Raw genomic sequence first — 20767 nt, 5'->3', positions numbered from 1 at the left:
CAGCCTTAAAGCCGGGCCGGGACGGCCGGATAGGGCGCAGGCTCGACTTCGAGTTCGGCCATCCGCTGCACATAGGTGCGGTACGCCCGACGGGCCTCACCGTGCGCACCACTCGCCTGGAACGCCGACACCAGGCCCAGATGCGCGCGCTCGTCGTACTGGTCCCGATGCAGGATCCGCAGCAGATACCCGGCCGCCGCGTCGGGGTCACGCCGCCCGCGCTCGGCCAGCACCCGTGCCACCCGGACATAGAGCGCCCGCGCCTCCTCCCGCATCCCCGCGGCCCAGTCCGCGAACACGTCCTCCTCCAGGAAGTCCCCGCTGTACGCCGCCTCGGCCGCGCGGAGCAACCGCAGATCGCCGGTGTTGAGGCCCTCCCGCGCGTCGTGCAGGAACAGCTCCACGTCCACGGCCGCTTGCTCCCCATCCAGCCAGATCGTCGCACGGTCCGCTCCGACGAAGCCGTCCGGCGGGTACCTCTTGTTCGGGTCCAGCACCGAACGGACGGTCGACAGCGCCACCGACAGGCGGGGTGAGGCGACCGCCTCGTCCTGGTCCGGCCAGAGCAGATCCAGCAACTGGACGCGGGCGACCGGATGGCAGCGGCGGGCAACCAGGATCTTCAGCAGGTCGCGTGCCTTCTTCGACGGCCACTCCCCGAGCTGGATCGCCTTGCCGGCCCTCAGTACGCGGAAGCCGCCGAGGCACTCGATGCGGACCGGAGCCGGACCGGTCGCGTCACTGGTCGCGAGCGCGGCTGCCGCGTAGCGCGTTGCGCCTGCCGCCAGGAATTGCTGGTGTGCGCGCAGGGCGAGCTCACGACGTTCTGGACCATTGGTGCGGCCGGCAAGCATCAGTTCGGCCCGCGCCTCACCCAGTTGGTCGCCCAACTCACTGCGGATGTTGAGCACCTCGTGCAGGACCTCGCCACCGCCTGCTGCGGCGTACAGCTCCAGAGCGTCGGCGAGACCGGCCCGGTCGCGGCGCTTGCGGCTGATCGCGGCAGCCTCCGATGCGGTCGCCGCCGCCTCGGTCTGATTGCCGGCGTGCAGGGTGACCCAGCCGAGAGCGACCAGTGCGCCGGACAGGCCGAGGACTGGCCCGTAGTCGACCGCCTGGCGTGCCAGGGCGGCCAGCTCAGCGGCTCGCTCCGGTTCCTCCACAGCCAGAACCCTGGCCAGTCCGGCCAGCGACGGTACGAGGGACTGCATGTCCCTGGTCTCCTCGGCCATCGGGATGGCTTCCTCGAAACATGCTCTGGCCATGGCGCGGTCGCCACGCTGGCGGTAGACCTCGCCCAGGACCGACAGCGGCTGAGCGACCCGCTTGGACTCCAGCTTCTGGTACAGCGCGCGGGACGCCTCCAGCTCGCCGATGGCCTCGTCCAGCCGGCCGAGCCTGAGCAGTGCCTCGCCTCGGTTGTTCAACGCCAGCGCCCGGAACACTGCGAAGCCCGCGCGATCTGCGAGCTCCAGCGCGATGTCCAGCTCCTTCAGGCCGAGTGCGTAGTCGCCTTCGGAGATGTGGTGCGAGGAGCGGTTCACTCGGATCCGGATCGCCTGCAGCAGGTCGCCCGCACGCTCCGCATACTCGAGCGCGCGCACGTAGTGGGAGGAGTTGCCGCGGGGGTCGCTGTCCACCGCTGCCAGCATCGCGAGGACCGTGTGCACGATTGCCAGCGCCCTGTCGTCGCCGGAAACCTTGGCGGTCTCGTACGCCGCGGTGATGAGCGCGCGGCACTCATCGAACTCGCCACGCAGCCAGTGCGCACCAGCCCACCAGGCTTGCAGGAGCGCCTCGTCCGTCGGGTGCCGTCCGTCGATCCGTCCACGCTGGTACGTCGCGATCGCCACGTCGGTCTGGCCACGCAGGTGATGGATCAGGCCCAGCCGCCAGGCGATGGCGACCGGGATCTCGCCCTCCGGCTCGATGATCCGGTCGAAGCACTCCATCGCGCCCTGCCAGTCACCGAGGACCTGCCGAGCTTCGCCCTCCAGCTGGTCCATCGCCACGTCGCGCAGCCCAGCGGGCAGCGCGCCGACAGCCGCGACCACGGTCTCGGCCATGCCGCCGCTGACCATCGCATGCCCGCGTTCGGTCAGCATGCAGGCCGCCCTCGCCGCGTCGACGGCCTGGTAGCACGCCAGTGCGTCGCGATGCTCCCCTACGGACTCGAACCACTGCCCGGCTTGCAGCGAGAGCTCAGTCAGCTCGCGTTCGTCGACGACCAGTCTGTCGGTGGCGAAGTTCTTCACCAGCGGATTGAGCTCGTAGCCGTCGTCCTCGCCGGCGGACACGAGCAGTCCGCGCGTGCGGAGCTGCTGCAGCGTTTCTGCGCTGTCGGTGAGTCCGATCGCCTTGCACAGCTCCGCACCGAACCGGGGTAATACAGCCACGCCGGCGACCAAGCGTCGTACTGCTGGAGGCTCGGCCGCGAAGACCTCCTCGGCCAGGTAGTCGTAGAGCGGACCGTCTGAGCGCAAAGCCCGGCGCAGGCTAGTGGCGCGCTGGTCGGCGGGCACGGTCCGCAGTGCTTCCACTGCCAGACGTACGGCGGCCGGCCAGCCCTGGACCGCGGACTGGAGTGGCTCGGCGAGATCCTCAGCGCCGTCGCCGAGGACGTTCTCCAGTACGGCGAGCGTCTCGGCGACTGTGAACGCGAGAGCGGTGGCGTCGATCTCCAGCACCTGGCCGCGGCCGCGGAGCCGGTCGATACCGAAGGGCATCGGGGTGCGGGAGGCAACGACCACGTGCAGGTTCGGCGGGGCGGTACGGATCAGGCCCTCGACCAGCTTCGTGGCGGGTGCTGCCGGGTCCAGCTCGTGCAGGTCGTCGAGGACGAGCACCAGGTCGTTGCTGAGGTTCGCGTCCAGTGCATCGGCGAGCAGAGCGGCGTACGCGAGGGCTCTGGTCTGTTGCTCGGCGTCGGCGTCCGGTCCGCGGGGGCTCTGCAGCTCGGCCGGGATGGTGTCAAGTTCGGGCACTTGCCGCCGGAGCGCAGCGACGAGGCCGGACACCATGGCGGACAGCGAGCCGTCCTCGGCGCGCACGGTGTGCCAGGCACAGGCTCGTCCCGCCGCCCATGAGCCCAACAGCGTCGACTTCCCGAACCCAGCGTCCGCCACCACTGTCAGCAGCCGTCGCTGAACTCCTTCATCCAGCAACGCCAGCAACCTCGGCCGCCCCACCGTCCCAGACTCCACCCGTCTCACCTCCCCAGAATCCCCAACAGGACAGCACCCTGGAGACGCAAGCCGCAACCGTGCCGACCCCGATCTCCCCCACCACGGGTCAAACCTGCCGCCACCCCGGGCAGGCTCCCGTCCAGCCCGGGAAGATCACCTCTGGCCCGCGGGTAGTTGCCGGAATGGCAAATGGATGTGGGAAAGCAGCAGTCGTCGGCGGAGACTTGAGGGCATGGTGCAGATTGATTGGGCAGAGCAGGCTGGGCGGTTGCGGACGTCGGCGGAGGGGGAAGCGGGCTGGAACAGGACGGTGGCGACCAGTCTGGTCCGCGAGACCGACAAGGTGGCGGTGGACGTTGGCTGTGGTGGCGGCGGGATGGCCAAGGCGCTGGCAGAAGCTCTGACAGCCGATGCGACTGTCGTGGCGATCGACTCGGACCCCGACGTACTGGAGCAGGCGCGGGAGCACACGGCAGGCGCAGTCCGGTGCGAGCTGGCCTCGATGGATGACGGGGCCGAGCCGTTGCGCAAGGCAATCGACGCACCGGCGGACCTGATCTGGGCGGCCGGCGCGGTGCATCACGCAGCCGACCAGCAGGCGGCGGTCGACGCGCTGGCGTCGCTTCTGGCACCGGGCGGGCGGCTGGCCCTCGCGGAGAGCGGTCTGCCGGCCCGCAGCCTGCCGTGGGACGTCGGTGTAGGCGAGCCGGGACTCGAGTTGCGGCTCGATCACGCGCAGGACCGCTGGTTCAAGGCGATGCGTGAATCGCTGCCGGGCACAGTGCCGATGCCGTACGGCTGGACCGACGCGCTCACCCGCGCCGGCCTCAGCGACGTCACGACGCGCAGCATCCTGACGGAGACGCCGGCGCCGCTGTCCGACGACGAGCGCGACCGCCTCGTCACTCAGTTCAGGCACCGGGTCGAGCGCCTCACCCTCGACGCCGAACCCACGCATGGGCACGGCCACGGTCACGGTCACGTGAGCCCAGAGGACGGTGAGTGGTTGGGCCCGGAGGATCTCGCCACCTGGGAACGGCTTCTGGACCCCGACGGCGACCAGTACCTCGGCCGTCGTACCGATCTGTTCGTCCTCTCCGTCCGCAGCATCCACCTCGGTCACGCACCCCGCTGACCACACTTCAGGTCCACGCCACGCCGGGAGTTCGAGCATCCGCGCGCAAACGTGTCGGCGGCTCGCCGTAAGGTGGGTGCCCATGAACGACCGGCTGGTGTGGATCGACTGCGAGATGACCGGCCTCGACCTGGCGGCAGACGCCCTGATCGAGGTCGCCGTACTCGTCACCGACTACGAGCTCAACGTGCTCGGTGACGGCATCGACCTGGTGATCGCACCACCGCCAGGCGCACTCGAGCAGATGGGCGACTTCGTCCGCGACATGCACACCGCCTCCGGCCTGCTCGACGAACTCGCCACCGGCATCCCGCTCGCCGACGCCGAACAGCAGGTCCTCGACTTCATCTCCGGCTACGTCAAAGAACCCCGCAAAGCCGCGCTGGCCGGCAACTCCGTCGGCACCGACCGGACCTTCCTCGTCCGCGACATGCCCAAGGTCGAAGCCCACCTCCACTACCGCAACGTCGACGTCAGCTCCATCAAGGAACTCGTCCGCCGCTGGTATCCGCGGGTGTACTACGCCACCCCCGCCAAGACCGGCAACCACCGCGCGCTGGCCGACATCACCGAGAGCATCGAAGAACTCCGGTACTACCGCCGGACCGTGTTCGTGCCCCAGCCAGGACCCGACTCCGACACCGCCCGAGCCGCCGCCAGCCTCATCAGCGACCCCGTCGGAGACTCCCAACCCGCCTCCTGAACAGGGCCGTCCGGGCCCGATTTCATGTCCCCGGACATCGTCGCTATGATTGCTCAGCCGTCGCACGCGGACGGCAATGGTGGGTGTAGCTCAGCTGGTAGAGCACCTGGTTGTGGTCCAGGTGGTCGCGGGTTCGAGTCCCGTCACTCACCCGACGTCGACGGCGACCCATGCCTGCGGAGAGCGCAGGCCGGGTCGCCGTCGGCATTTGTGCGGCTGCGCTTCGCTTGCCGCGGGTGGGGGCTTCGCCACCCACACCCCCATACCTCGGCGGGGGTTGTTGGTTGGCTTTCCGCGGTGGCTTGGGTTTGTCGGTTGGCTATCTGCGGGGGCTGGGGTTGTCGGTTTGGTTTCCGCGGGGGCTGGGGTTGCTTGTTGGGTTTGGGCCGTGGCTGGGGTTGCTTGTTGGGTTTGGGCCGTGGCTGGGGTGGTTTGTCTGGTCGTGTCCGGGCTGATGGGATGGGGTTGTGAAGAGCTCGGGGAACGTGTGGTTTGGGTATGGGGTCGTGCTGGTTGTGACGTTTGCGGTGGGGGTGCTGGCGTTCTGTGTTTGGGTGCTCTCCTTGGTTTTCTGAGCTTGGGGTGTGATCTCGTCGGGGGGTTGGTGCGTCTTCTGGGGTGAAGGCGTCGACGAGAGGCTGGGGATGGCGGTTACCGAAGACTTCGAGGAGTTTGCGCGGGCGGGGATACCTCGGTTGTACCGGACGGCTTGGCTGCTGACTGGCGACCGGCATCATGCTGAGGATCTTGTCCAGGACACGCTCGCGAACATGCTCAAGACGTGGGCCCGGATCGACAATCCGGGAGCTTATGCGCAGACCGCTATGGCTCGGACGTTCATCTCGCAGCGGCGACGACGGAGTTGGTCGGAGCGGCCTACTGCCGAGCTGCCTGAGCAGGTTGAGCGGGTGGGCGATGTCGAGCTCCGGATGGCATTGCGGGAAGCGCTGAGCGAGTTGGCGCCGTTGGATCGGGCTGTGCTGGTGCTGCGGTACTTCGAAGATCGCAGCGTTGAGCAGGTCGCGCTCGATCTCGGAAAGAACGCCAGCGCGATCACTACGCGGACGGCCCGGGCATTGGACCGCCTGCGCGTGGTGCTGGGTGACAACGCCGTACAGCTGATCGCCCACTGACCCAGAGGAACATGATGAACAACCTGAACGACACGCTGCCCAGCCTGATGGACCGGGCCACCGAGAACCTCGAGCCGGTCAGCACCGACCTCCTCGACCGGAGCGTCCAGCAGGGACTCCGGCTACGCCGCCGGCGGACGACGCTGCTCTCCGTGACCGGAGCAGGCGCCGTACTGGCGACAGCCGGACTCGTCGCGGGCGGGATCCAGCTGCTGGATACGCCGTCCGAGGCCTCCGTCTCGGGTACGCCGGTCCCGATCGTGACCCCGACTCCGCTCGCCAAGCCGGCCGCAGGGACACCGCAGCAGGCTCTGGCGACCCTCAAACGCCTCATCGCTGCGCCGGGCCGCACGCTGTCCGAACCGACGGTCCGCGGGAGCGCGAAGGAGGGCTTCCTCGCGGCGTCGTACCTCGTCGACGACGGCAACGGCGCGTCCCTCGTCGAGGTCCTGCTGGCCGCCGACGGTACGGCGAACCCCTGCTCGGGCGGCGGCCCAGGCTGCAGCATCAACCCCGATGGCTCGAGCATGTACTCCTCCTCCGACGAGCCGGAGTACTCCGACGCCCGGAACGAGGAGTACGGCGTCCTCCTCAATCGCGTCGAGCTGTCCTACCCCGACGACCGCTACATCGGCCTCGTGAGCTACAACGGGCCGGCCGAGAAGGGGATCGAGCACACGCGCGCGAAGCCCCTGTTCACCGCTGCCCAACTCGCCACCATGGCCCAGAGCAAGAGCTGGAAGTTCCCGGCGCCCACCGCCGTCAAGCCCTCGAAGGGCGCCAAGCCCTCGACCACCCGCAAGGGCACCAGATAGCCGAAAGGCCCGGCCGCACAGCGGCCGGGCCGCTCAGCGTGGGGTGATGACGACCTCGGCCTCGATCTCGACCGGGATGTCGAAGGGAAGGGCGGCCTGGCCGACCGCCGAGCGCGCGTGCTGCCCCGCTTCCACACCCCACAACTGCAGGATCACGTCCGAGAAGCCGTTGATCACCGCCGGCATCCGATGGAAGCCCGGCGCGACATTCACCATCCCGAAGACCCGCACCCAGGCAACGATCCGGTCCAGGTCACCCAGCTCCCGGCGCAACGAGGCCAGCATCGACAACGCGGTCAGCGCGGCCGCGTCGTACGCCTGCTCCTCCGTCACCTCCGCACCGACCTTGCCCAGCGGTTCCGGCAGCTTCCCGTCGGCCGTGAGTGGCCCGTGACCGGAGACGTACGCGCGATCGCCGTGCAGGCGGACCCAAGGGAAGGGCAGCGTGACGCCGGGCAACTCCATCGGCTCCGGCAGCGTGAGTCCCAGCTCGGCCAGTCTCTTCTCGATCTCCATGGGATTTCCTCAGGACGGGGGACGGATGATGCGTTGCTCGATGGCGCGGGCGACGGCGGCGGCCCGGGTGTCGACTTCGAGCTTGGTGTAGATGTGCGACAGGTGGGACTTGACCGTGGCCTCGCTGACGAACAACTGGCGGGCCATCTCGCGGTTCGATCGGCCGGTCGCGAGAAGGCCGAGGATCTCGACCTCGCGCTCGGTCAGCGTCGGTCCGGATCGCTTCACCAGCCGGGCAGCGATCGCGGGCGCCAGGATCACCTCACCGCGAGCAGTGCCGCGGATGGCGCGGAACAAGTCGTCGGGCGGTGCGTCCTTCAGGAGGTAGCCGGAGGCGCCGGCGTCGATCGCGCTCATGATGTCGGCCTCGGTGTCGTACGTCGTGAGCACCAGGACCTGTGGTGGTTCCGGCAGGGCCCGCAGCCGCGCGGTGACCTCAGCACCACCCGGGCCGGAGCCCAGGTTGAGATCCATCAGTACGACGTCCGGCCGAACAGCGGCGACCAACTGCTCGGCACTGTGCGCATCGGACGCCTCGCCGACCACAGACAGGTCCTCCTGCCCCTCCACCAGCGCTCGCATCCCCGCACGAACCACCGGATGGTCGTCTACAAGCGCGACCCGGATCATGAGCGCACCAACGGGACCGACGCGGCGAGCGCCGTACCCTCACCCGGTTCGCTCTCCAGCACCAGAGTGCCGCCCAGCTCACGCAGGCGATCGCGGATACCAGCCAGGCCTCGCCCCCGGTCCGGATCGGTGCTGCCAGCGCGGTCCGGCAGACCGCGGCCGTCGTCGCGGACGTCCAGTACGACGGCGTCCGGCTGATAGGTCAGCGTCACCACGGCTGTGCTCGCAGCTGCATGCTCCAGCACATTAGCCAGTGCACCGCGCGCAGTCCGTAGCAACGCGGTCTCGATCTCCGCGCCGAGCGGCACCGGAGTCCCGTGCACCTGGACGCGGACCTCCACACTCGCGTGCGCGGCGAGCCGCTCACAGGTCTGCCGCAACGCACCTGGCAGCGCAGGCTCCCCCGGACCGCTCGCCAACTCCGCGGGTGCCAGGTCCCGGACCACTCGGCGTACCTCATCCAGCCCGTCGCGAGCAGTCGCCGCCGCCTGGGCAGCGTGCTCGCGGGCCGCGGCAGGCCGGTCGTGCCACTCGTGTTCGGCGGCCTGCAGCAGCAGATTGATGCTGGACAGCCCTTGAGCGACGCTGTCGTGGATCTCCCGCGACAGCCGCGCCCGCTCAGCCAGTACGCCGGCCCGGTGCTGCGCATCAGCCAGATCGCCCTGCGCCGCATGCAGATCGTCCAGCAGCGCCTGCCGCGCGAGCGCGTCCCGCTCCAGCGCTCGATACGCCCCAACAGCGAGTACGGCGACGCACACCGGTCCCAGCACGATCGTCGGGTCCAGCCGGTCGGTCATCCGCGTCCACGTGACCACAGTGGTCGCCACCATCCCAGCAACCACCGCACAGGCCGGCCAGAACGGCAGCACCCGCAGCGCCACGAACGACAGCGGCACAGCGCACCACGCGAACGACGGCGCCACCAGGACCAGCCCGAACCAGACTGCCACCAGCAACGCCAGCCACAGCCGGCTCGGCAGCAGTCGATGCGCGGCATAGGTAGCCAGCAGCACCACTGCCCCACCAAGCACCCACGGCGCCTGATCCCCGAACCCGTGCCCGGACAGGTACCGCACTGCGGACGCCACCACCAGCACGACGAACGCCGTGTGCAGCGCCGTCACCAGCCCGCTGGCGTGGCCCAGAATCCCGGCAGTCCAGGCCGGTGCGCGTGAAGTGGTCCCTGGATTGGTCATGGTCCAGCCGATGGTAGGCCCGGTCAGCCCGCTTCAGAATCATCCGACCGGCTACTCGATCGTCCCCGAACGCCCGTCGTACCCGCGTCTTCCGTCGACCAGGCTGGATGCACAGTCCACGACACTTGATGCGAGGTACTCATGTCCGTCCGTTCCCTCTCCGCGACTCTCGCGCTCTCCGCCGTCCTGCTCGGCGTCGGCGCGCCGCTGGCGTCCGCCCGGACCAGCACGTACGAGCTGCCCGGCGACCCGGTGGCGAGCGGCGGGTCCAAGTACGAGGGCATCGGGTACGACGTCCGCAGGCAGCGGTTCTACGTGTCGGAGACGACCGGCGGCGAGATCCACAGCGGGTCGCTCCGGTCCGCCGCGGCGACCGAGTGGTTGCGCGGCGACGGCATTGACGGCCGCTGGACCGCACGCGGCGTCACTGTGGACTCGCACGGCCGCGTGTATGTCGCCGGCGGTCCGAACGGCATCGACCACCCGGGTGCACCGGACCTGTGGGTGTACGACCGCGACGGCAAACTGCTGACCGCGCTCCACACCGGCGTACCGAGCGCGTTCCTGAACGACCTGGTGATCGGGCCGGACGGAGCGGCGTACGTGACCAACTCCAATGCGCCGCAGGTGTTCCGCGTCGCCGAGAAGCACGGTCGCTGGACGATCCGGACCTGGGTGGACGCGACCGCGACCATCCCGACCCAGAGCGGGTTCAACCTCGGCGGCATCGTGCTGTCGCCGGACCGTCGTGCGCTGGTCGTGGCCCAGGGCAACGTTGGGAAACTGTGGCGGTTCGACCTGCGGACCGGCCGCGTGTCGACAATCGACAGCGGTACGGCGGACCTGGTCAACGCCGACGGTCTCGTCCAGGACAGTCGCACGCTCTGGGTCGTGCGGAACTTCTCCAAGGTGCTGACCACGCTCCGGGTGTCTCAGGATGGTCGTACGGCGCAACTGGTGAGCGCGACCGCAACCGACCCGGACCGGGTGTTCACGACCGCGAAGCTCGCGCAGGGCCGGCTGCTACTGGTCGACAGCAAGTTCGACGAGCCGGTCGGGCTCCCGCCGTACCAGGTGGTCGCCATGACCCCGCCGCGCCGATGACCCGCCGTCGCCCGATCGCCGTGGCTGCCGTCATCCTGGTGACGGCGGCCACCGGCTGCACGGCCGCCTCAGCCCCTACTCCGACCGCTCAGCAGACCCCTGGTCAGCTCACCCCGACCGCTCAGCTCACCCCGAGGACCTCTCCCGTGCCGACCGACGACACTCTCGACACCCGACTCATCGCCGCCGCCTGGAAGAACGACGTCGCCGGAGCCCGTCGACTGATCACCGCCGGCGCCGACGTCAACGCGGTCGACGACACCGTGCAGAGCGCCTTCCTGATCGCCGCCAGCGAGGGCTACCTCGACCTGCTCGACCTGACCCTCCAGCACGGCGCCGACGTCCGCAGCCTCGACAGCTACCACGGTACGGCGCTGATCCGCGCCGCCGAACGCGGTCACGCACCCGTGGTCGCCCGCCTGCTTCGCGCCGGTGTGGCCGTCGACCACGTCAACCGCCTCGGCTGGACCGCCCTCCACGAGGCAGTCCTCCTTGGCAAGGGCACCCCGCAGTACGTCGACACCGTCCGCCTGCTCATCGCCGCCGGAGCTGACCGCGACCGCCCAGCCGAGCGCGACGGAACCACGCCAGTGCAAGGAGCGCAGAAGCTCGGTCAGACCGCCGTGACCGCTGTACTCACTACCGAGCGCCCGACCTCCGCAGCCTCCGCCCTGCTCGCCGCAGCCACGGCAGGCGACGCGAACAAGGCCGCCGCCGCGCTGGCAGCGGGAGCGCCGCTGGAGTCGCGCGACGACCACCGGCGTACCGCTCTCCTGCTGGCCTCCCTGAACGATCGCGTCGACGTCGCCCGCCTCCTGGTCGGCCTCGGCGCGGACCCTGACGCGCAGGACGACCGCCGCGACTCGGCGTGGCTCGTCACCGGCGTCACCGGCAGCGTGGCGATGCTCGAGGCCCTCCTCCCGGCGAACCCGGACCTCAAGCTCCGCAACCGCTTCGGCGGCATCTCGGTGATCCCGGCGAGCGAACGCGGTCACGTCGACTACGTCCGCCGCGTCGTACAGACAGGGATCGACGTGAACCACGTCAACGACCTTGGCTGGACCGCACTGCTGGAGGCCGTGATCCTCGGCAAGGGCACCGGGCCGTGGCAGGAGATCGTCCGCATCCTCCTCGCCGCGGGCGCCGACCCGTCGCTGCCCGACGGTGACGGCGTGACTCCACTCCAGCATGCGCGCAGCCGCGGGTACGACGAGATCGCCGCAATCCTGGAGGCCGCGAACTAGCCGGCCGCGGCGAGCCCGGCGAACGCGTCCCAGGTCTTCACCACCAAGTCAGTCAGGGGCTCAAACACCTCGACGGGAGATCGAACCACCTCAGGTGGTCGAACTCGGAGTTCACCGTGCCCTCATGCTGGATGCTCTCCTCCTGGCAGGTGGACAGCAGATCCCGCGCCTCGGCGAGGTAGTCCTGCAGAGCCGACTCCGGCGCGGTGTGGTCGTGGCGCGGGTAGCGCAGTGTCCCGTCGGCGTCGTACCCGACCTCCGACAACCGCAGCGGCGGCTCGACCGCGCCGCGATGGTGCCGCCACAACCCGTTCGTGGGATCGAAGCGGTAGTCACCGAGCAGCCGCCAGCCGTCCCGTGCGACCAGCTTCACCGCCTCGACGACGTAGGTGAAGACCGCCTCCGAGATGAAGTAGTTGAAGTTCACCCGGACCCAGCCCGGCTTGATCCCCTCGCAGCCGTGCATGACCTCTTCTTCGAACTCGTGCGACTGCACCAGGTCGATCCCGAGCAGGGTGTGGCCGTACGGGCCCGCGCACGAACACCCTCCGCGCGACTGGATCCCGAACAGGTCGTTCAGCAGCGCGACCACGAAGTTGTGGTGCAGGAACCGCCCGGAGGGTGCCTTCACCACGAACGAGACGATCGACAACCGCTCCGCGTCCAGGTTGCCGAGGATCTGGATCTTCGGCTCGCTCTTCCAGGCCTCGACCGCGCGACGCAGGTACGAGTCCTCGTGGGCGCGGATCACGTCGATGCCGACCGCCTGCTTCAGCTGGAACGCGAGGCCGGCCCGGATCGACCCGATGATCGCCGGCGTGCCGCCCTCCTCCCGGTGCACCGGATCGTCGATGTATCGATGCTCCAACTGGTTCACGTACCGCACCGTCCCGCCACCGGGTACGTCGGGGACGCGGTTGTGGAGCAGTTCGCGCCGGGCGACCAGTACGCCGGGAGTGCCTGGACCGCCGATCAGCTTGTGCGGGCTGAGGAAGATCGCGTCCTTGTAAGACAGTGGGTCGACGTCGCGGCCGGCGTACATGCCGATCTCGACGTACGGCGCCGCGGCGGCACAGTCCCAGAACGACAAAGCGCCGTACTGATGGAGCAGGGCCGAGACCCGCTGCGTGTTGCTGACTATGCCGGTGACGTTGCTGGCCGCGGAGAACGACCCGATCTTGAGCGGGCGGGCGGCGTACTCGATCAGTCTCTGCTCGAGCTGCGGGATGTCGATGTGGCCGTCGTGGTCCTGGCTGATCACGACGACGTCGGCGATCGACTCACGCCACGGGAGCTCGTTGGAGTGGTGCTCGTACGGCCCGATGAACACGACCGGTCGCTGGTCCCGCGGGATCTGGTCGGTCAGGTGGTAGGTGTCGTCCAGCTCGGCCGGGATGCGCAGGCCGAGGATGCCGATCAGCTTGTCGATCGCGCCGGTCGCGCCCGAGCCGCAGAAGATCAGGGCGGTCTCGTCGTCGCCGCCGACGCTGTGCAGGATGATCCGGCGGGCGTCCTCACGCAGGCGAGTGGTCTGCAGGCCGGTGCCGCTCGACTCTGTGTGGGTGTTGGCGTACCGCGGCAGGACTTCCTCGCGGATGAAGTCCTCCAGGAACGTGAGTGCGCGCCCGGAGGCGGTGTAATCCGCGTACGTGACCCGGCGCAGACCGTACGGGCCAGGCATCACCTGGTCGTCCCCGATCACCGACGCCCGGATCCGCCGCAGCAACGGCGTATCCGGCGGCGCCTCGACTCGCTCCCCCTGGATCGTCATGGCTCAGGGTAGAGCGGCCGAGTGACCTACGTCTCGTGTCCGGATCGCGTGCTGTGGATAAGGTCGGTGACAGTCGACGGCGAGGGAGTTGGGATGACGTTTTCCGGCGAGCTGTGGGACCGCGGTGGCGCTTCCATGTACGACGAGATCGTCCGGCATCCGTTCATCACCGGGCTGATCGACGGGACCCTGGACCACGACGCGTTCCGTTACTTCATCGTCCAGGACAGTCACTACCTGCGCGCCTACTCGCGCGCACTCAGCCTGGTCGCCGGCCGAGCGGTCGACGAGGACGCGGTCAGCATGTTCGCCTTGCACGCCGCCAACGCGATCGCGGTCGAACGCTCGCTACACACCTCGCTGCTCGGCTCGCTGGGCATCTCCACGGCCGATGTCGACGCGGCGGGGTCCGGACCGACGACAACGGCGTACATGTCCTATCTGACCGCGGTCTGCGCAACGGGCACGTACGCCGAGGCCGTGGCCGCCGTACTGCCCTGCTACTGGATCTACCGCGACGTCGGCCGCGAACTGCTGAAGCGGTCGTCGCCGGACCCGCTCTACCGGCAGTGGATCGAGACGTACGGCTCGGACGAGTTCGATGCCGTCGTCGAGTCGGTGCTGGCTGTGACGGATGGTCTGGACGTCAGTGCCTCCGAGCGGGAACGATGTCATCAGCACTTCGCCACAACCTGCCGCTACGAATGGATGTTCTGGGACGCCGCGTACCACAAGCTCGATTGGCCGGTCGGATGATGGACTTCTACGACGTCGTGATCGTCGGCGGTGGGCACAACGGCCTCGTCGCCGCCACCTACCTGGCTCAGGCCGGCCTGACCACACTGGTCCTCGAGCAGCAGCCGCACACCGGCGGCGCCGCGGTCAGCCAGCAAGTGTTCCCCGGCGTCGACGCCAAGCTGTCGCGGTACTCGTACCTGGTCAGCCTGCTGCCCGACAAGGTCGTCGCCGACCTGGGCCTCGGTCTCGATCTCAGGTCCCGCTCGGTCGCGTCGTACACCCCGGTACGCCGCTCCGGCCGCGACCTCGGCCTCCTCGTCGAACGACCGGAAGGCCCCGCGACCCGGGCCTCGTTCGCCGCCCTGACCGGGAGCGACGCCGAGTACGACGCGTGGACGTCGTTCTACGGCTCAGTGGGCTCATTGGCCGCCGCCGTCGCGCCGACTCTCCTTGAGCCGCTCCAGTCGGCCGCCGAAATGCGCTCCCGGGTCGACGCCGCGCTGTGGGACGAGCTGATCGAGCGGCCGTTCGGTGAGTCCGTGGAACGACGATTTGCTGACGACACCGTGCGTGGCGTGGTGGCGACGGACTCGGTGATCGGGACGTTCGCCGGGCTGCACGACGAGTCGCTCATCCAGAACCGGTGCTTCCTCTACCACCTGATCGGCAACGGCACCGGCGAGTGGCGGGTGCCGGTCGGCGGCATGGGTGCGGTGACGGACGCTCTGGCCGCCGCTGCCCGGCGGGCCGGTGCGTCGCTGGTCACCAACGCGTCGGTGACGTCCGTCGAGGCGGACGGCGTACGCGGGTCGGTCACGTGGCTGGGTGGCGACGGGGAGCGGTCGGTCGACTGCTCCTACGTGCTGTCGAACGTCGCTCCGGCCACCCTGGATGCGCTGCGTGGTCGTGACTCCGCTGTGAAGCCTGAGGGGTCGCAGCTGAAGATCAATCTGCTGCTGTCGCGGCTGCCTGCGCTGAAGTCGGGCGACGATCCGGCTCGGGCGTTCGCCGGGACGTTCCACATCGACGAGGACTACAGCCAGTTGGAGTCCGCCTATCAAACAGCTGCTTCGGGGGCGCTGCCGTCGACGCCTCCGTCCGAGGTGTACTGCCACTCGCTGACGGACCCGTCGATCCTCTCGCCGGAGCTGGTTGCCTCCGGCCACCACACGCTGACCGTGTTCGGGGTCCACTTCCCGGCCCGATTGTTTGCCTCCGACAACGATGTGGCGCGGGCCGAGGCGGCTCGCCGGGTGCTGGCCGGCCTGGACTCCTACCTGGCCGAGCCGCTCGAGGACTGCATCGCCCGCGACGTCGACGGCAACCTGTGCATCGAGGCCAAGACGCCGTACGACATCGAGGAATCCGTCGGCATGCCGGGCGGCCACATCTTCCACGGCGACCTGCAGTGGCCCTGGGCCACCGACGACGCCGACACCGGCCGCTGGGGCACCGAAACCGACGTCGCCAACCTCCTCCTCTGCGGCTCCGGCGCCCGCCGAGGCGGCGCCGTCTCCGGCCTCGGCGGCCACAACGCCGCCATGACCATCCTCACCCGCTAACCGATTTCGCATCTCCCCCGCCGCCCTGCTACGATCCTCATCGTTCCAAAGCACGACAAGCGCCGCTAGCTCAATTGGCAGAGCAGCTGACTCTTAATCAGCGGGTTCGGGGTTCGAGTCCCTGGCGGCGCACAAAAGCCCAGGTCACGACGGTGGCCTGGGTTTCGTCATGTCCGGTGCGCACCACTTACGCACCACTTTCCCAGATCGCCGCACCGAACTGATCCGCCGGCGCTCGCCCGACCTCTGCCCGCCGGGGACCCAAGGGGGCCGTTCGGCGCCCATTTGCTCGTGACTGTGCGTCACATCACAACGGTTCGCAGCGTTGCCGACTTCTCGGATTCTCCCAGCCGCCAGGCGTTGAGCAGCCAGCCGTCACACCGGTTGGAGGCCTGATATGCCGAGAGCACCACTGCCCATCGGAACCTGGGGCGCGATCTCGACCTGGGTCGTGCAAACCGACGATAAGGGCAAGGCCGTCAAGCACAAGTCGCAAGCCAGATTCCGCGATCACGACGGCCGACTGCGTCCGGTCTCCGCATACGAGAAGACCAAGACCGCGGCCGAGCGCGCCCTCCTCACCAAGCTCCAGGACCGCGCGAAGACCAACCAGTCCGGCGAGCTGACCTCGATGCACAAGATCAACCACCTCCTCGACCTCTGGGAGAAGCGATTCGAGGGCCTGGTCTCTGACGGCACACGCTCCCCCACCTCCCTCGACACCTACCGCCGCGCACTCAAGAACCACATCCGCCCGGCCCTCGGCGAACTCCGCATCGGCGAAGCCACCACCCCACGCCTCGACACCGTCCTCGCCAAGATCAAAACCATGTCCGGCGCGGCGACAGCCAAGACCTGCCGCGCCGTCATCTCCGGCGCCATGAAGCTCGCCGTCCGCTACGGCGCCACCTCCGTCAACCCGGTCCGCGAAGTGGACGCCATCGAAGCCAAGCCGAAGAATCCACCCCGAGCCCTCACCGCCGAGGAAGTCACCCTCCTCCGCAGAAGCCTGGCCTCCGACGACCGCGCCGTCCAGGCCGACCTCCCCGACCTGGTCACCTTCATGCTCGGCACCGGCGTCCGCATTGGCGAAGCCCTCGCCGTCCTCTGGCACCAGGTCAACCTCGAAGCCGGGCGCGTCGAGATCACCCACACCATCGCCCGCATCCCCGGCGAGGGCCTCCTCCGCAAGACCACCAAATCCAGAGCAGGCGAGCGCGTCCTCAGTCTCCCCAACTGGGGCATCGCGGCACTTCGCACCAGGTACGCCGCCGGCATCCGCCTCGACGAACCCGTCTTCGCTGACGCTCTCGGTGGCTTCCGCGACCCCTCCAACACGCGGCGCTCCCTCCGTACCGCCCTATCCCCCGTCGGCAGCACCGCCCGCCGCGACCTCGGCCGCTCCCTGCGGACCCTTCGCCGCAAGACAGGCAAGACCCGCAAACAGGTCGCCGAAGCTCTTGGCTGGCCCCAAACCAGGATCGAGCTCATCGAAACCGGCCGCATCAAGGTCGACCAGCAACTCGTCGCCGACCTCATCAAGACCTACAGCATCAAACTCGAGAACTTCCCAGACCTCCAAGCCGAGATCGAGGCAGCCGCCCAACCGGCCGAGTCCGACAAACTCGCCTGGATCCGATCACACGCGCTCCGCAAAACCACCGCGACCGCCCTCGACGAAGCTGGCCACACGGCCCGCCAAATCGCCGACCAGCTCGGCCAGGCCAAGGTCTCCATCACGCAGGACGTCTACCTGGGCCGCCGGGCCGCCAATCCAGCCGCCGCCGAAGCCCTTGAACAAGCCTTCGAAGACCCCGACTTGCTCCGATGACCTGCGGCCTGGTGCAGCGCAGTGCTGCCGACGCCTCATGCCAGGAAGGTGGATTCATGTGGCAGCCTGGTCAGGTGACGGATGCTGGGATAATCGAACTCTTCGACGATCTGGCTGATCGCGTACGCAACCCGATGCTGGCTTACCTGGGATCGCCCGAGGATCGCGGGGACTGGGGTGACACCCCTCCGAGCGAGGCTGAGCTACTGGACGAGCGGCGTCTACTGGGCGCCGTCATGCTCGCATCGACCCTCATCATCGATGAGTGCATTGAAGACATAGGGACGATCGGCCCGGCCGAGGCGGATCGTGACGGCTATCTCGATCCCGAGAGCTGTGCGGACACGTTCGTGTGGAGCTGGTTTCCGCCTCGGTTCCGTGCCTCGTACGACCAGCAGTTCTTCACCAACGTCCTTGTATCCGCGGTCAAGGTCAGCCATGATCTGGCCAACCCCAAGAGCGAGCGACCGGCGTGCATAGCCGAAGAGATCATCGTCAACGCGATCTGCAAGAACGCCTACACCCTCATGGACGACGCCGGCCTCGATTACGACGAGAGCCTAGAAGACCTGATACTGGACGACGCAGACTTCGAGTTGTTGTTCAGCGAGGATATGGACGGCGTCGAGGACGACCCTGCCATGCAACGCTCATTCGGCATGTGGCTTCCGCCGGTCGAGGGCTGGTTCACTCCGTTCAACACCGACCGCGTCGTCCATCCCTATGTCGAGACCGACGCGACCACCCCACGCGTACACGACCTCTTCCATCTGCTCGACTCCGACGAACTTCTGGCGATGTCTCGGAAGCCGGACGTGGTGGATGCCCCCGCTCCGATGACGGGGCTGGATCCCATCAGCGAAGTCGTGCGACTAGCACGTCAGATCTCCATCGCGGACCCAGGAACCTGGGTGGCTGATGACTCGGATCCCGAACGCAGCTACGAGGCACTCGTGCAGATCTCCCACATCGCAAAATCCGGCTGGCTGACTTGGGAGCCACACGAGTCAGCCGACATCGTGCGCTCCGACGCCGTGATCCAGTTCGTGCCGCACCGTCACTATCCCGTTGGCACAGACCAGCCGTGGACCCAGGTGGCGATGACCAGCGGCGTCATCATGCACATCCCGCTGTCATCGGTCGTGTCCTACCGTCCAGACCCCACGGTCCATGAACGATGGGACTCAATGTGGTCACCGCTCGAGCCCTGAAACACTGCTCGGCGGCTGGAGTTGGCGTCGCCATCGCATAAGACATCTCCATGCAGCGCGGCTTCGCCGAGTGGGGCGGTGGATCAGTTTCGCCGACCCGCCCCACCTACGCCACCTGCCGAAGCCATCAGTCCTGTCTATCAAGGCAGGCAGTCCCACGAGGTCGTCATACCGAGCCGCAGCCTGCCGTCCGCGGACTCGACCGAGACACGGTGGCAGTCTCGGATGGACAGGGACACCGAGGGGATGCGGTCTCAGCTGGCCTGGCTGATGCCCAGCAACGCACGTAGAACTAGGGCGAACGGTCGCAGTCAGTCGGCTTGACGGAAGGCGATGGTGGCACCGAGGCCGGCCTCGGCCGGCACGAAGACATCGCCGGACGCCGCCCGTCGTACCGGAATCGCGTTGTCTTGCAGCACATTCTGGGTCGTGGCCAGGTCTCGGACACTGACCGTGCAGGCGACGAGAGCGGGCAGCTCAGAGGCGTGCTCGCCGGGTAGCAGTGTGTCGAGGCTTGAGTCGGGCACGAGGGTCAGCGTGGTCCCGTCGAGGTCAAAGACTTTGGCCGGGCCGTCCGTGCGGGGTGGCTTGCCGAGGTAGTGCTCGTACCGGGCCTGGATGGCGTTCAGCTCGGAGTCGGCGGCGCAGAGCGTCGCATCCACAAGACCGATGGCACCGTTGGGGTGGTCGGCCAGCCGGGCGGCCTGGATCTGCCGGTCCAGTTCCGCAACGACGCCGATCCTGCCCTCGGCCACCGCACCCGGTTGGTCTCCGTCGATCTCCAGGTAGCGGACGGTCTCGATGTCGGCACCCGCCGGGCGGCGAACTGTGTTCACCCCGCCGTGCCCCACCCCGGCTGTGGCCAGCCGCGCGGCGGTGACGTCGATGTCGGCCGACGAGAACATCAGGATGTGCAGACCCTCGAATCGGTCCAGACAGGCCGCCAGGTTGGCGCTGGTGGCGTTGATCCGGTCCAACAGGGTCGACAGCACGTCGGGCGCGGTCTGCAGCGGAACAAGCCGCGCGTCAGCCGGCACGCGGCCGCCGGGCTGGACGACGGTGGCGGTCGAGGAAATCGCGCGGAAAGTCGGCATGCGTGTTCGCCGCCCCGAAGGGCTCTGGTTTGCCCCCTCGCCTGCTGGGCATCGCCGGGTAGCTGGGTGACGGTACGGCGAAACCCAGCCGCCGGTAGAACGCGAGCGCGACAGCCATGTCGCGGACGACATGCCCGACGTGGTGCAGTCGGAGGACCTCGGAAGCCACGTCGGTCACCCTAAAGTAGCTCGACCAGATGGTCAGACTATCTCGTAAAGGCGTACCGTCACGCGAATGGAAGCCGAAGATCTCGATGAGCACGTCGACGGTCGGCGCACTCGTTACCAGCACCGGCGGCCGGAACTCCTCGACGCGGTGGCCGACTACGTCCTGACGCACGGATTCACCGGCCTGGCGATGCGCCCGCTGGCCGCCGTGGTGGGAGTGAGCCACGGCACGCTGCTGCACCATTTCGGCTCAAAGGAGAATCTGGTGACCGAGGTGATCGAAGTGCTGCGCCGGCGGTTGGCCCAGGAAGCCGGCTCGGCCACCGATCTGGCCGGCCTCCCCTCCTGGTGGCGGACGACGACAACCACGCGATGCCTTCCCATCTACCGCCTGCTGTTCGAGGTCTTCGCCCAGGCCGTGCGGGAGCCGGCACGCTACGAGCGTTTCCTGCAGCAGGTCGTGCGAGACTCCCTGGCGCTGATGGAAGGCGTGGCCGTGGCTGACGGGTGTCCTCGGGATCAGGCGCCTCTCGTGGCCTCGATGGTCGTAGCCCAGGCACGCGGCCTGCAACTGGACCTAATCGCGACGAACGACCGCGACCGCGTCGACCGCGCCTTCGCACTGTTCACCGATCTGATCGACCGGCTCAGGCAAACCTGGCCCGACGACGGGCGACGCCGAGTGCGGACCTAGTCATTCGGCGGATTCGGCGATCCGCCGTCCTCGCTAC

Annotated in this window: 18 protein-coding genes and 2 tRNA genes; 13 read left to right on the top strand and 7 right to left on the bottom strand. The window is 68.4% G+C overall.

What is annotated here, in order from left to right; translation table 11 throughout:
- Nucleotides 1-5 precede the first annotated feature (5 nt).
- Nucleotides 6-3203, bottom strand: coding sequence for a tetratricopeptide repeat protein (locus tag ACIBG5_RS41530; protein WP_396397596.1), 3198 nt, complete (start codon nt 3201-3203; stop codon nt 6-8).
- A 214-nt stretch (nt 3204-3417) separates the two neighbouring features.
- On the opposite strand from ACIBG5_RS41530, the gene ACIBG5_RS41525 reads away from it, so the two are divergent.
- The 5 genes from ACIBG5_RS41525 to ACIBG5_RS41505 all read left to right on the top strand — a co-directional run bounded on the left by ACIBG5_RS41525 (nt 3418) and on the right by ACIBG5_RS41505 (nt 6971).
- Nucleotides 3418-4320 carry a class I SAM-dependent methyltransferase gene (locus ACIBG5_RS41525; protein ID WP_396397595.1) on the top strand — a complete coding sequence of 301 codons (903 nt, stop codon included), beginning with the start codon at nt 3418-3420 and terminating at the stop codon, nt 4318-4320.
- Nucleotides 4321-4402: 82 nt separating this feature from the next.
- Nucleotides 4403-5023, top strand: coding sequence for an oligoribonuclease (gene orn / locus ACIBG5_RS41520; RefSeq protein WP_131364129.1), 621 nt, complete (start codon nt 4403-4405; stop codon nt 5021-5023).
- 79 nt (nt 5024-5102) lie between these two features.
- Nucleotides 5103-5175 (top strand) — tRNA-His (locus ACIBG5_RS41515).
- 492 nt (nt 5176-5667) lie between these two features.
- The gene (locus ACIBG5_RS41510) at nt 5668-6156 is read left to right on the top strand and encodes a SigE family RNA polymerase sigma factor (protein ID WP_396397594.1); all 489 of its coding nucleotides are present in this window, start codon (nt 5668-5670) and stop codon (nt 6154-6156) included.
- A gap of 11 nt (nt 6157-6167) precedes the next feature.
- Entirely contained in the window at nt 6168-6971 is an 804-nt protein-coding gene (locus tag ACIBG5_RS41505; protein ID WP_396397593.1) for a hypothetical protein, read from the top strand.
- 33 nt (nt 6972-7004) lie between these two features.
- Here the strand turns inward: ACIBG5_RS41505 and ACIBG5_RS41500 are convergent, their stop codons facing one another.
- Genes ACIBG5_RS41500 through ACIBG5_RS41490 form a run of 3 tightly spaced genes read right to left on the bottom strand, consistent with a single transcriptional unit; the run spans nt 7005 to nt 9313 of the window.
- Nucleotides 7005-7487 (bottom strand): RidA family protein, encoded by a 483-nt coding sequence (locus ACIBG5_RS41500; protein WP_396397592.1) that lies wholly within the window; start codon nt 7485-7487, stop codon nt 7005-7007.
- A 9-nt stretch (nt 7488-7496) separates the two neighbouring features.
- Nucleotides 7497-8117: a response regulator transcription factor gene (locus tag ACIBG5_RS41495; RefSeq protein WP_360451807.1), complete on the bottom strand. Its 621-nt coding sequence runs from the start codon at nt 8115-8117 to the stop codon at nt 7497-7499.
- Nucleotides 8114-9313, bottom strand: a complete 1200-nt coding sequence (locus ACIBG5_RS41490; RefSeq protein WP_396397591.1) for a sensor histidine kinase — start codon at nt 9311-9313, stop codon at nt 8114-8116. The genes ACIBG5_RS41495 and ACIBG5_RS41490 overlap by 4 nt, the downstream gene beginning before the upstream one ends.
- A gap of 141 nt (nt 9314-9454) precedes the next feature.
- Here ACIBG5_RS41490 and ACIBG5_RS41485 point away from each other — a divergent pair, with 141 nt between their 5' ends.
- Both ACIBG5_RS41485 and ACIBG5_RS41480 read left to right on the top strand, forming a co-directional pair.
- A complete protein-coding gene (locus tag ACIBG5_RS41485) occupies nt 9455-10417 on the top strand; it encodes an SMP-30/gluconolactonase/LRE family protein (protein WP_396397590.1) in 963 nt (320 codons plus the stop codon).
- Nucleotides 10414-11661: an ankyrin repeat domain-containing protein gene (locus tag ACIBG5_RS41480; protein WP_396397589.1), complete on the top strand. Its 1248-nt coding sequence runs from the start codon at nt 10414-10416 to the stop codon at nt 11659-11661. The genes ACIBG5_RS41485 and ACIBG5_RS41480 overlap by 4 nt, the downstream gene beginning before the upstream one ends.
- A 52-nt stretch (nt 11662-11713) precedes the next feature.
- Here ACIBG5_RS41480 and ACIBG5_RS41475 read toward each other — a convergent pair whose 3' ends face one another.
- On the bottom strand, nt 11714-13432 hold the full coding sequence (locus ACIBG5_RS41475; protein ID WP_396397588.1) for an aminotransferase class V-fold PLP-dependent enzyme: 1719 nt from the start codon (nt 13430-13432) through the stop codon (nt 11714-11716).
- A gap of 93 nt (nt 13433-13525) precedes the next feature.
- Here ACIBG5_RS41475 and tenA point away from each other — a divergent pair, with 93 nt between their 5' ends.
- From tenA to ACIBG5_RS41450, 5 genes are all read left to right on the top strand, one after another.
- On the top strand, nt 13526-14188 hold the full coding sequence (gene tenA, locus ACIBG5_RS41470; protein ID WP_396397587.1) for a thiaminase II: 663 nt from the start codon (nt 13526-13528) through the stop codon (nt 14186-14188).
- The gene (locus tag ACIBG5_RS41465; RefSeq protein WP_396397586.1) at nt 14185-15732 is read left to right on the top strand and encodes a phytoene desaturase family protein; all 1548 of its coding nucleotides are present in this window, start codon (nt 14185-14187) and stop codon (nt 15730-15732) included. Before tenA ends, ACIBG5_RS41465 begins: the two co-directional genes overlap by 4 nt.
- Nucleotides 15733-15791: 59 nt before the next feature.
- A tRNA-Lys gene (locus tag ACIBG5_RS41460) sits at nt 15792-15864 on the top strand.
- Nucleotides 15865-16129: 265 nt separating this feature from the next.
- Nucleotides 16130-17563 carry a helix-turn-helix domain-containing protein gene (locus tag ACIBG5_RS41455; RefSeq protein ID WP_396397585.1) on the top strand — a complete coding sequence of 478 codons (1434 nt, stop codon included), beginning with the start codon at nt 16130-16132 and terminating at the stop codon, nt 17561-17563.
- Nucleotides 17564-17619: 56 nt separating this feature from the next.
- Nucleotides 17620-18774: a hypothetical protein gene (locus ACIBG5_RS41450; protein WP_396397584.1), complete on the top strand. Its 1155-nt coding sequence runs from the start codon at nt 17620-17622 to the stop codon at nt 18772-18774.
- Nucleotides 18775-19085: 311 nt separating this feature from the next.
- Here the strand turns inward: ACIBG5_RS41450 and ACIBG5_RS41445 are convergent, their stop codons facing one another.
- Nucleotides 19086-19868 carry a hypothetical protein gene (locus tag ACIBG5_RS41445; RefSeq protein WP_396397583.1) on the bottom strand — a complete coding sequence of 261 codons (783 nt, stop codon included), beginning with the start codon at nt 19866-19868 and terminating at the stop codon, nt 19086-19088.
- Nucleotides 19801-20037, bottom strand: coding sequence for a VOC family protein (locus ACIBG5_RS41440; protein WP_396397581.1), 237 nt, complete (start codon nt 20035-20037; stop codon nt 19801-19803). Before ACIBG5_RS41440 ends, ACIBG5_RS41445 begins: the two co-directional genes overlap by 68 nt.
- Before the next feature lie 66 nt (nt 20038-20103).
- Between ACIBG5_RS41440 and ACIBG5_RS41435 the strand changes: the two genes are divergently transcribed.
- Nucleotides 20104-20730, top strand: coding sequence for a TetR/AcrR family transcriptional regulator (locus ACIBG5_RS41435; protein ID WP_396397580.1), 627 nt, complete (start codon nt 20104-20106; stop codon nt 20728-20730).
- Nucleotides 20731-20767 lie beyond the last annotated feature (37 nt).

The sequence above is a fragment of the Kribbella sp. NPDC050241 genome (genome assembly GCF_044459685.1).
Taxonomy (GTDB): domain Bacteria; phylum Actinomycetota; class Actinomycetes; order Propionibacteriales; family Kribbellaceae; genus Kribbella.
The sequence above is the reverse complement of the archived record's forward strand: the minus strand, read 5'-3'. Positions and strand labels throughout refer to the sequence as shown.

Excerpts from the sequence above, each read along its gene's own strand:
- ACIBG5_RS41525 (WP_396397595.1), top strand. The coding sequence starts at position 3,418 with ATGGTGCAGATTGATTGGGCAGAGCAGGCTGGGCGGTTGCGGACGTCG.
- orn (WP_131364129.1), top strand. The coding sequence starts at position 4,403 with ATGAACGACCGGCTGGTGTGGATCGACTGCGAGATGACCGGCCTCGAC.
- ACIBG5_RS41510 (WP_396397594.1), top strand. The coding sequence starts at position 5,668 with ATGGCGGTTACCGAAGACTTCGAGGAGTTTGCGCGGGCGGGGATACCT.
- ACIBG5_RS41505 (WP_396397593.1), top strand. The coding sequence starts at position 6,168 with ATGATGAACAACCTGAACGACACGCTGCCCAGCCTGATGGACCGGGCC.
- ACIBG5_RS41500 (WP_396397592.1), bottom strand. The coding sequence starts at position 7,487 with ATGGAGATCGAGAAGAGACTGGCCGAGCTGGGACTCACGCTGCCGGAG.
- ACIBG5_RS41495 (WP_360451807.1), bottom strand. The coding sequence starts at position 8,117 with ATGATCCGGGTCGCGCTTGTAGACGACCATCCGGTGGTTCGTGCGGGG.
- ACIBG5_RS41490 (WP_396397591.1), bottom strand. The coding sequence starts at position 9,313 with ATGACCAATCCAGGGACCACTTCACGCGCACCGGCCTGGACTGCCGGG.
- ACIBG5_RS41485 (WP_396397590.1), top strand. The coding sequence starts at position 9,455 with ATGTCCGTCCGTTCCCTCTCCGCGACTCTCGCGCTCTCCGCCGTCCTG.
- ACIBG5_RS41480 (WP_396397589.1), top strand. The coding sequence starts at position 10,414 with ATGACCCGCCGTCGCCCGATCGCCGTGGCTGCCGTCATCCTGGTGACG.
- ACIBG5_RS41475 (WP_396397588.1), bottom strand. The coding sequence starts at position 13,432 with ATGACGATCCAGGGGGAGCGAGTCGAGGCGCCGCCGGATACGCCGTTG.
- tenA (WP_396397587.1), top strand. The coding sequence starts at position 13,526 with ATGACGTTTTCCGGCGAGCTGTGGGACCGCGGTGGCGCTTCCATGTAC.
- ACIBG5_RS41465 (WP_396397586.1), top strand. The coding sequence starts at position 14,185 with ATGATGGACTTCTACGACGTCGTGATCGTCGGCGGTGGGCACAACGGC.
- ACIBG5_RS41455 (WP_396397585.1), top strand. The coding sequence starts at position 16,130 with ATGCCGAGAGCACCACTGCCCATCGGAACCTGGGGCGCGATCTCGACC.
- ACIBG5_RS41450 (WP_396397584.1), top strand. The coding sequence starts at position 17,620 with ATGTGGCAGCCTGGTCAGGTGACGGATGCTGGGATAATCGAACTCTTC.
- ACIBG5_RS41445 (WP_396397583.1), bottom strand. The coding sequence starts at position 19,868 with ATGCCGACTTTCCGCGCGATTTCCTCGACCGCCACCGTCGTCCAGCCC.
- ACIBG5_RS41435 (WP_396397580.1), top strand. The coding sequence starts at position 20,104 with ATGGAAGCCGAAGATCTCGATGAGCACGTCGACGGTCGGCGCACTCGT.